This window comes from Ohtaekwangia sp., assembly GCF_036568665.1.
GTDB lineage: Bacteria > Bacteroidota > Bacteroidia > Cytophagales > Cyclobacteriaceae > Ohtaekwangia.
In genome coordinates, this window is sequence record NZ_DATCSD010000119.1 from 1 (window position 1) to 10,967 (window position 10,967).

General features: G+C 45.3%; 9 protein-coding genes and 1 riboswitch. All 9 genes read left to right on the plus strand.

The features are described 5' to 3' along the window. The first annotated feature begins 127 nt into the window (after positions 1-127). A complete protein-coding gene (locus tag VIN08_RS06335) occupies positions 128-538 on the plus strand; it encodes an Rrf2 family transcriptional regulator (protein ID WP_331961899.1) in 411 nt (136 codons plus the stop codon). 62 nt (positions 539-600) lie between these two features. Further along, the gene (locus VIN08_RS06340) at positions 601-1,254 is read left to right on the plus strand and encodes an NAD(P)-dependent oxidoreductase (protein ID WP_331961902.1); all 654 of its coding nucleotides are present in this window, start codon (positions 601-603) and stop codon (positions 1,252-1,254) included. 73 nt (positions 1,255-1,327) lie between these two features. Then, positions 1,328-2,191, plus strand: a complete 864-nt coding sequence (locus VIN08_RS06345) for an alpha/beta hydrolase (protein ID WP_331961905.1) — start codon at positions 1,328-1,330, stop codon at positions 2,189-2,191. A gap of 57 nt (positions 2,192-2,248) precedes the next feature. Next, a riboswitch (cobalamin riboswitch) is annotated at positions 2,249-2,462 on the plus strand. Positions 2,463-2,615: 153 nt separating this feature from the next. Next, complete coding sequence (gene metE, locus VIN08_RS06350) at positions 2,616-4,931, plus strand: 5-methyltetrahydropteroyltriglutamate--homocysteine S-methyltransferase (protein WP_331961908.1); 2,316 nt, start codon at positions 2,616-2,618, stop codon at positions 4,929-4,931. A gap of 337 nt (positions 4,932-5,268) precedes the next feature. Continuing rightward, on the plus strand, positions 5,269-5,502 hold the full coding sequence (locus tag VIN08_RS06355; protein ID WP_331961911.1) for a cysteine-rich CWC family protein: 234 nt from the start codon (positions 5,269-5,271) through the stop codon (positions 5,500-5,502). A gap of 38 nt (positions 5,503-5,540) precedes the next feature. Then, positions 5,541-6,020, plus strand: a complete 480-nt coding sequence (locus VIN08_RS06360; RefSeq protein ID WP_331961914.1) for a PAS domain-containing protein — start codon at positions 5,541-5,543, stop codon at positions 6,018-6,020. Positions 6,021-6,248: 228 nt separating this feature from the next. Further along, complete coding sequence (locus VIN08_RS06365) at positions 6,249-7,118, plus strand: AraC family transcriptional regulator (protein ID WP_331961917.1); 870 nt, start codon at positions 6,249-6,251, stop codon at positions 7,116-7,118. A 247-nt stretch (positions 7,119-7,365) separates the two neighbouring features. Continuing rightward, the gene (locus VIN08_RS06370; RefSeq protein WP_331961920.1) at positions 7,366-8,544 is read left to right on the plus strand and encodes an efflux RND transporter periplasmic adaptor subunit; all 1,179 of its coding nucleotides are present in this window, start codon (positions 7,366-7,368) and stop codon (positions 8,542-8,544) included. 107 nt (positions 8,545-8,651) lie between these two features. After that, a partial coding sequence (locus tag VIN08_RS06375; RefSeq protein ID WP_331961923.1) for an efflux RND transporter permease subunit occupies positions 8,652-10,967 on the plus strand: 2,316 nt, incomplete at its 3' end.

Genomic DNA, 10,967 nt, shown 5'->3' on the forward strand with positions numbered 1-10,967 from the left:
GTATAGTTGAAGCGTTTCCCTCGTTAGCGGGATTGCCTCGAAAGATTTCAAAAAAACTTTTTAATTTTTTCAGTGTGGTTGAACCAATCATCTGCTACCTTTGTACTGTAATAAAAATAATTACAGTATGAATAACGGACGATTTTCCATTTCACTACACATCCTGACCTTGCTGGACAGGTTTCCGGGTGAATTGTTATCGTCTGAGTTTTTGGCTGGCAGTATTAATATCAACCCGGTGCTGGTGCGTAAAGAGATCAGCAACCTGAAGAAACATGGGTTGGTAGAAAGTAAAGAAGGCAAGACCGGAGGCTTCAGTCTGGGTAAACCTTCGAAGCAGATACGGCTGTCGGATATATATACAGCTGTAAGGCAGGCGCCTATACTGGGGCAAACCAAGAATGATCCCAACCCAAAGTGCCTGGTGGGGAAACAAATTAATAAACACCTGGATGATCTGTATGCAGATGCAGAAGATGCGCTGGTAAAGAAACTGGGCAAGACCACACTCGCGGAATTTACGAGCCGGTTCTCCTGAATTTTTTTTGACCTTAACTGTAATAAAAAACATTACAATATAACTAACTAAATTTTTATTCTATGAAAATTGCATTGATCGGAGCTTCAGGATTTGTAGGCTCGCATTTACTGACAGAAGCGTTGAACCGTGGTCACCAGGTGACTGCCATTGTTCGCAACCCGGAAAAAATTACCGTGACGCATGCTAACCTCACTGTAAAGAAAGGTGATGTATTGCAGGCAGAGGAAGTTGCCAACCTGGTGCGTGGTAATGATGTGGTGCTGAGTGCCTATAACTCCGGCTGGCAAAATCCGAATATATATGACGACTTTCTGAAAGGTTCTCAGGCGATCCAGGAAGGTGTAAAGAAATCCGGTGTGAAGCGCCTCATCGTAGTAGGCGGTGCGGGTAGCCTGGAGGTTGCGCCCGGTGTACAGTTAGTGGATACACCGCAGTTCCCGGCAGAATGGAAACCCGGTGCATTAGCAGCGCGTGAGTATTTGAATATCATTCGTAAGGAAGATACACTCGACTGGACTTTCTTTAGCCCTGCTATATTAATGCATCACGGTATAACTGATGGCCGCACGGGTAAATATCGTTTGGGTACAGATCAACCGGTGTTTAACGAACAAGGTGAGAGTCGCCTGTCAGCAGAAGATCTCAGCGTTGCCTTGCTGGACGAAGTGGAGAACAAGAAGTTTATCCGCAAGCGTTTTACCGCAGCGTACTAATATATACCTATATATACTGGCGTGCACGTGTTGTGTACGCCAGCTTTTTACAACCCAATCCCCTTAATGTGTTATGGCAACTGTTCTCTATAAAACCATCGCGGTCGATGGCCTGAATATATTCTATCGCGAAGCAGGAGATCCTTCCAAACCGCTTATTGTTTTACTGCACGGCTTCCCTTCTTCCTCACACATGTATCGCGATCTTATCACTGATCTGGCCGATCGCTATCATCTCATTGCGCCTGATTATCCTGGCTTTGGCAACAGCGATATGCCTGCCCGCGATAAGTATAGCTATACCTTCGATAATCTTTCTGTTACCATAGAGAAATTTATAGATGCCCTTCAGCTGAAAAAATTTAGCCTCTATATACAAGACTATGGTTCACCGGTAGGCTATCGCATCGCGGTGCGCAGACCGGAGTTAATCCGTTCACTTATTATTCAAAACGCCAATGCGTATGAAGAAGGACTCGGCCCTGCATTGGAAGATGGCAAACGCTTCTGGGCAAACCGGAATACCGAAACTGAAAATGCCATGCGCTGGATATTAAGTCTGGATGGTACTAAACTGCAATACCTCGATGGCACGGAAAATCCGGAGAAGATCAGTCCCGATGCATATCATTACGATCAATACTTTTTAGAGCGTCCCGGTAATAAAGAGATACAGCTGGATCTGCTATACGATTATCAGAACAACCTTACGCTATATCCGGTGTGGCAAAAATACCTGCGCGACAATCAGCCGCCAACCCTTATCACCTGGGGAAAGAATGATGCGTTGTTTACCGGCAACGGAGCATTAGCCTATAAAAAAGATTTACCACAGGCAGAAGTACATTTGCTTAACACCGGTCACTTTGCCCTCGAAGAATATCATGAAACCATCGCAGCGCATATAGATCGCTTCCTGCAAAAGATACCGGTATAATTTTACCTTTTGTATTGCCTCTCATAATGCGTATGTTTGTCATACGTTCTTTGTTTCCATTGTCAACAGGTGTCTGGTTTTTCCGGGAGTTCCGGAAGATTAAAAAGGAATCGTGTGAGAATCACGAGCAGACGTGCTACTGTAAGTAACTCCGTAGGAACCTACGGATAAAGGGTTTGCCCTCGAAGTCCATTGTCTTTACTATATAAAGATGAGAAGGACGGCAGATACCGTTACAAGTCAGGAGACTTGCCCTACGCCTTGTGACTATGCCTACACGCTAATAGGCAAGGTCAGGTCTGATAGCTTCTTTCTTCTCGCGCCAGAAAGGGTGTGTCATTTCTATATCTATGAGGTTTGCGTGTAGTCATACCGGTTCCGACAAAGAGCCAGGTATACTTTATTCACTTAAACGCAAATCAACATGATTGCACACAACCTGGGCTACCCACGTATAGGCAGCCAACGCGAACTAAAAAAAGCCTGCGAACAATATTGGTCAGGCAAAACAACTTTCAAAAATCTGTTACAGGTTGGCAAGAACCTCCGGCAGGAAAACTGGTTCTTGCAGAAACAGGCAGGTATAGATCTTATACCTTCCAACGATTTCTCTTTTTACGATCAGGTACTCGACATGTCGCTTACGGTGGGCGCTATACCGGAGCGGTATCACGATGTTATCCTCAACAAGAACAATGTAGAGCTTGATCTCTGTTTTGCCATGGCGCGTGGCTATCAGAAAGACGGACTCGACATTACTGCTATGGAAATGACCAAGTGGTTTGATACCAATTACCACTATATCGTTCCTGAGTTTTACAAGAACCAGTCGTTCAAGTTATTCTCTACAAAAGTGATCGATGAGTTCTACGAAGCCAAGCAACTCGGTATACTTACCAAGCCTGTGTTGTTAGGGCCGGTGTCGTACCTGTTGTTGGGAAAAGAAAAAGAGGAAGGTTTCGACAGGATCGACCTCATCAAAAATCTGTTGCCGGTATATATAGACATTGTAAAGCGGCTGGATAAATTGGATGTGCAGTGGATACAATTTGATGAGCCATTCCTCGCGTTGGATCTTACCGAGAAAGAAAAGAAAGCTTTTGCTCATGTATATACCGAGATCAGGAAAGAAATTCCTTCGGTAAAAATATTGCTGGCTACCTACTTCGAAGGCCTTCGCGATAATTTACAGATCGTTCGATCACTCCCGGTAAATGCTTTGCATATAGACCTGGTGCGCAATGCTGAACAACTCGAGCCGGTAATCGGAGCACTGCCGGATAAAATTATACTTTCACTGGGTATAGTTGATGGACGTAACATCTGGAAGAACGACTATACCAAATCGCTGGCGCTGATTCAAAAAGCTATAGTTACGCTGGGTGCAGCGCGCGTGATGGTTGCGCCTTCATGTTCGTTGCTGCATACACCGTGTGACCTTGATCTTGAAACAAACGATGCAGTGTTGCTGCCCGAGATCAAAAACTGGATGGCCTTTGCCAAGCAAAAGCTGAGTGAAGTAGTAACGCTGAAAAAACTTTCGCTCACGGAGACAAGTGCTGAAGTAAATATACTGCTGGAAGAAAACAAGAAAGCCATTGAAAGCAGAAGAACCTCCGCGCGCATTCATAACCCGGTAGTAAAAGAACGTGTAGCAGCATTGACTGATGCCGATGCTCAACGCAAGAGTATATTTACTGTTCGCAAAAGGAAACAGCACGATGCATTGAAGCTGCCGTTGTTTCCGACTACAACGATCGGTTCGTTTCCGCAGACTACCCAAGTGCGTGAATGGAGAGCGAAGTTGAAGAAAGGCGAGCTTTCGCAGACAGCGTACGATCAGCACATCAAAGAAGAAACCGAGAAAGCCGTGCGCTGGCAGGAAGAAATCGGTATAGATGTACTGGTACACGGAGAGTTTGAACGAAACGACATGGTAGAATACTTTGGCGAACAACTCCAGGGCTATGTGTTTTCGAAGAATGGCTGGGTGCAGAGCTATGGCTCACGCTGTGTAAAACCTCCCATTATTTTTGGCGATGTATCGCGACCACAGGCAATGACTGTTGCGTGGTCGTCATTTGCACAGTCGCTTACGCGCAAGCACATGAAGGGAATGTTGACAGGACCGGTAACTATTTTGCAATGGTCGTTCGTACGCGATGATCAACCCCGTTCGGTTACCACCAACCAGATCGCACTGGCTATACGCGATGAAGTGGTAGACCTGGAGAAGGCCGGTATAAAAATTATTCAGATTGATGAACCTGCTATTCGCGAAGGATTACCCTTGCGTAAAGCAGACTGGAATAATTACCTGGCCTGGGCGGTGAAAGCATTTCGTATAGCAGCCGGTGGTGTGAAAGACGAAACGCAGATCCATACACACATGTGCTACTCAGAGTTTAACGACATTATACAAAGTATAGCCGATATGGATGCCGATGTTATTACCATTGAGTGTTCGCGCTCTCAGATGGAATTACTCGATGCATTCGCTGACTTCAATTATCCGAATGAGATCGGCCCCGGAGTATATGATATACATTCACCGCGCGTGCCATCCAAAGATGAAATGGTATACCTGATGAACAAAGCGCGTGCAGTAATTCCGGCAGATCAACTCTGGGTAAATCCCGACTGCGGATTGAAAACGCGCCACTGGGATGAAACGAAGAAAGCACTTGTAGCGATGGTACAGGCAGCGCACGAACTTCGTCTCCCCGTGCAGGTGAGTTAACGCTGGTCGTTATACGTTAGTCGTTAATCGTGAATAGTTATCCGTTAACTGTTATACGATTAACGATTAACTGTTAACGAAACTTGAGCATTGATCAACGAATGTTTGAATCTGCCTTTGAATATCGAACAAGGAATATTGATCAACGAATGTCGAAGTATAAAAGGCACACTCCTGACTTCTCGCCCACACTTCTTGTGGCTAGAACTAGAAGCCAGCAACTTGCTCTGAATATCGAACAAGGAACATCGAATGTCGAAGTAAAACACACTCCAAACTCACCACCACGAATAACTGTTAACGAATAACGGTTAACGATTAACCAACAACAGCTTCCATGAAACACGAGCAAAAGAAATGTCCCCGATGCCAGACAGCATTCGAATGCAAGGTAGGATCGATTACACTCTGCCAATGCAGCACGGTAACACTTCGCGAAGATGAGCGGAATTACATGCGTGAAAATTTCACGGACTGCCTATGCGCAGCCTGCATGGTAGCGATGCAAAAGGAATATCAGGGAAAAAGCTTTTTGAAAAAATTAAAGAGCATGATCACGATGTTCCGTTAAAACAGTTTGTGAGAGCATAGGTATATATCTTTTATAGTGTGGAAATTAAAAAAATTCATCGCAGCACCCGGATGCACGCCCTGCTTTGCTGGGATATAGCATCCAACGGTATACTGCAGGCGATGAAGCATCACGATCGCCAGAAGCTTCAGCAGCTTGCAAAAAAATACCAATGGCATTTTTCTCCTGACGAACTACTGGCAAAGGAGTATGAAGCCATCGTTGTTACCGATGTTACACAAAAAATACAATGGGCGAGTCCGGGATTTCTGAAGATGACCGGTTATTCACCGGCCCTTGCTAAAAATAGAAAACCTTCCTTCCTGCAAGGTAAAGATACCAGTCCCGCTACGCGGCAACAGGTTCGCGAAGCCATTCAACAAGGTAAATCTATAGCGGCCACCCTGTTAAACTACAGGAGAAACGGCACGCCCTATCAATGCTATGTAGAGATACAGCCACTATATAATAATGAGAAGTTGCTTACGCATTTTATAGCGTTTGAGAGGGAGGTTTAGGTTCATTGTTCAATGTTTAAGGTTTGGGCTTGAAGGTTCATCATTAGACGCAATCACACCCGAACATCCATATATTACAACGCGATACTATATATATAGCACGAACCTTGAACCATGAATAAAGGATTTTGAGATTATTTTTTCATTACCAGTGAACTTTTATACTTCGTTTTGATATTATTCAGGTTCAGGCGGATAGAGGCGCGCGAAACTAAACCGTATAATCCCATGAACCTTACCCAAACGATCATTCCGGTATATAACATGATGGCATGCGTAGGAGCAACCGACTTTGCTATTATGCGCCTGGAGCCATTTCATGTGTTGGGTAAGATGCAGGTTCCGCATCGCCAGGAAGGATATAATTTTTCGCTTTTACTGCGCGGCTCCATTACCAAGTATATAGATTTCGAACGGCACGTGATTGAAGCTCCGGCACTGATAGCCATGGGGCCCGAGCAGGTGCATCAATACGAAGAGGCCGATGATGCCGAGATGGTATGTATATCTTTCAGTCAGGATTTTCTGATCAACGAAATGCGCGGGTGGATGATGTGCTGGGAATGCATGTTTGGCCACGTGGTGATAGATATAGAAGAAGAAGCCATGCGGGAACTTACCATCTATACCCGGTTGATGGAAGAGGAATTCAGAAACAGAAAGCCCAAGAGCGAGATCATCATTCGTAATTTACTCAACGCCTTTATCGTTTGCAGTGCGCGTATGCGTAACACAACCTTGCCGGTAATGCAGATGGATGCAACGCAGAGCAGGCTGGTGCTACAGTTCAAGATACAGGTAGATGCAAACTTTCGCGACAAGACGCAGGTATCGCAGTATGCTGATATGCTATATATTACTCCGGGACATTTGAATGATGTGATCAAGTCTACCATAGGTAAAACGGCCAAGCAGGTAATTGATGAGAAGCGCATTATGGAAGCGAAGCGTTTACTCTTCTGGGGAGACCTTAGCCTGAAAGAGATCGCTGATTACCTGAGCTTTGAAGATGACTCGTACTTTAACCGATACTTCAAGAAACATACCGGTCATACGCCATCACTCTTCCAGCGCACGATCCGTGAAAAGTACAACTAATGCCGCGATTCGGTACATCATAAAACAAGAACTGTTTTTACTTTTGTAATACCATTCATGTTTCAAATGAATATAGCAATGAAAAAAGTAAAACCTTTTTCATTCTTCTTCGTGAAACACTTCCTTCTGATGCTGCAGAAGATTTAAGCCAAGAGCGTATTCATTTTTAAAGAAGCGAACAGGAGTTAGTCAACTCGGTTGGCCTGTGCTTGAATTTTTTTTTAATGTATATATAAATGAGATGTTTATGAACCATTCCCCTTACAAACCAGTAACCACCACCGTGTCAGTGCTTAGTGGCATTGCACTTGTATCTATATTGTATAGCTGTACACCTTCATCCGGCAACGCGGGCATGCAAATGCCAACGCCAGCCCTACCGGTAATTTCCGTTAGCAGCCAGGCTGCAACAACATACCTGGAGTTGCCCGCTACGGTAGAAGGTACTGTGAACGTTGAGATCAGACCGCAGGTAGCCGGCTACCTCGAGTATATCTATGCAGACGAAGGTGCGTATGTAAAAGCAGGACAGCCTTTGTTCCGCATCAACGATCAGCCGTATCGCGAGCAACACTCCAATGCGCATGCAGCTTTACTGGCGGCACAAGCCAACGAAGAGAAAGCACAACTCGAAGTAGATCGCCTTACACCACTCGTGAAGAACAATGTAATATCCGACATCCAGTTGAAATCGGCAGAAGCCAGTTTGCAAACGGCGAAAGCAAATGTAGCACAGGCAAAAGCACAAGCCGGCAACGCACAGATCAACCTCGGATATACTATAATTAAAGCACCGGTAAGCGGATATATAGGTCGCATACCGCACAAGATCGGAAGTCTCGTGGGCCGCAGCGAAACACAGGCGCTTACGGTACTTTCAGATATACAAGAGGTATATGCGTACTTCTCCATGAGTGAAGTAGATTTCCTTCACTTCAAAGAGCAAACTCCGGGCAACACGATTGAAGAGAAGATCAAGAATCTTCCGCCAGTAGAGCTCACGTTGGCAGACGGCAGTATATATGAAGAGAAGGGAAAAGTAGAAACAGTAGAAGGTCAGTTCGATAAAACAACGGGCGCTATCAGTTTCCGCGCAACGTTTCCCAATGCAAAAGGATTTTTGCGTTCGGGCAACACCGGCCGCGTGCGTATACCTACTATCCACAAAGATGCCTTAGTGGTGCCGCAGGAAGCAACGTTTGAGCTACAAGACAAAGTACTCGTTTTTGTTGTAGCCGATAGTAATAAAGTGGTAAGCAGACCGATCCAGGTGAACGGACAAACCAGCAACTATTACTTTGTGAAGAACGGACTGAATGCGGGCGACAAGATTGTATATACCGGTCTCAGCCGTTTGCGCGATGGTATTGTGATCAATCCACAACCGCTTTCGCTTGACAGCCTGCTGAAGATCAAGCCACTGTAATATCCACCAAACGAAACAGGTTGCTGTGTATACTATATATACCGGCAGCCTGCATGTAAAACTACTATGCCGCGCGGTAACACGCCCGGTCACTAAAACTTTGCCTTATGTTAAAAACATTTATAGAACGGCCCGTGCTGGCCACCGTTGTGTCGATCATCCTGGTGTTGCTCGGTATACTTTCGCTGATGAATCTGCCGGTAACCCAGTTTCCCGATATAGCTCCGCCTAGTATACAAGTGCAGGCGGTATATCCTGGTGCGAATGCAGAAGTAGTGGCGCGTTCCGTAGCCACGCCTATAGAAGAAGCCGTGAACGGTGTAGAGCACATGACCTATATGACCTCTACTTCCAACAACGATGGCTCGATGGTGCTCACAGTATATTTCAAGCTGGGCACAGATCCTGACCTTGCTGCCGTAAACGTGCAGAACCGCGTATCGAAAGCAACAAGCTTGTTACCAACCGAAGTTGTGCAGGCCGGTATATCTACGCAGAAACAGCAGAACAGTATGATCATGGTAACGAATCTGGTGAGTGATGAGAAGATGTACGATGAAACATTTCTGCAGAACTATGCCAAGATCAATATTATACCGGAGATACAGCGTGTGCCCGGTGTAGGGCAGGCCATGGTGTTCGGATCAAAAGATTACTCGATGCGGATCTGGTTAAAACCGGATCGACTGGTGTCGTATGGTTTGGCTGTACAAGATGTACTCGGTGCTATACGCGAACAAAACGTGGAGGCAGCTCCGGGTCGTTTCGGTGAGAACAGCGAAGAGTCGTTTGAGTATGTGATCAAGTATAAAGGAAAACTGAAAGAAGCATTGCAGTATGAGAATATCATTCTGAAAGCCAATGCCGATGGTTCTGTACTTCGCCTGAAAGATGTAGCACGCGTAGAACTGGGTTCTTATACCTATAATCAGAATACAACCGTAAATGGTAAACATGGTATAGGCGTGGCAATCTTCCAGACAGCCGGTTCAAACGCCAATGATATACAGACATCCATCAATGAACTGATGGAACGTGCGAAAGTAAATTTCCCGCAGGGTGTATCGTACTTTAATATATATAGTACAAAAGAATACCTGGATGAATCGATCGAGCAGGTAATCGAAACACTCATCGAAGCCTTTATACTGGTATTTATTGTAGTATTTATATTCTTGCAGGATTTCCGCTCAACGCTTATACCGGCTATAGCGGTTCCTGTTGCTATTATCGGTACATTCTTCTTTATGCAGTTGTTTGGCTTTACCATCAACCTGCTTACACTGTTCGCGCTGGTACTCGCTATCGGTATAGTGGTAGATGATGCGATCGTGGTAGTGGAAGCCGTACACGCCAAGATGCAAATGACGAAACTGGAAGCACGAACAGCAACATTGGAATCGATGACCGAAATATCCGGTGCTATCGTATCGATCACACTGGTAATGTCGGCTGTATTTATACCGGTAGGTTTTATGCAAGGTCCTGCCGGTGTATTTTACAGGCAGTTTGCATTTACACTTGCTATAGCCATCGTGATCTCCGCAGTAAATGCATTAACGCTTAGTCCTGCGTTATGTGCTATGTTTCTGAAATCAGAACATACACATGAAGATGGTGAAGCGGTACCTGCTTCGTGGAGCTCACGTTTCTTCCGTTCATTCAACGTAGGCTTCAGTGCCATGACGGAAAAATACCTGAACAGCGTAAACTTCCTTGTGAAGCATCGCTGGTTAACGTTGGGTGGGTTAGGCATTGTTACACTGGCAACGGTGTGGATGCTGCGGTCAACACCTACCGGCTTTATACCCAATGAAGATCAAAGCTTCTTTGTATACTCGATCACATTACCTCCTGGTTCATCACTGCAACGCACACGCGAAGTAGTAAACCGTGTAGAGCACATGATGAAAGAGCTGGAAGCTACCAATCATTATCTGAGCGTTTCCGGGTTGAACATTATTACGTCATCGATCAGCTCCAACTATGCAGTGGGCTTTGTAAAGATGAAACCACACGAAGAGCGGGGAGCAGTAAAAGATGTCAACGCCATTATGGGTATGGTGCAACAGAAACTCTCCACGATCAACGAAGCGAATATATTTACCTTCACCATGCCTACCGTGCCGGGCTTTAGTAACATGGCAGGCTTCGAATTGATTTTGCAGGACAGAACCGGTGGATCACTTCAAAAGCTGAGTGAAACATCGCAGGGATTGATCGGTGAGTTGATGAAGCGTCCGGAGATTGCCTATGCCTTCACTACATTCCACACCGGCAATCCGCAGTATATGTTGAATGTAGATGAGAAGAAAGCAAAGCAACTTGGCGTAACAGTAAGCGATGTGCTGCAAACTTTGCAGGTATACTACGGAAGTACATTTGCTTCTGACTTTAACCGCTTTGGTAAATTCTATCGCGTG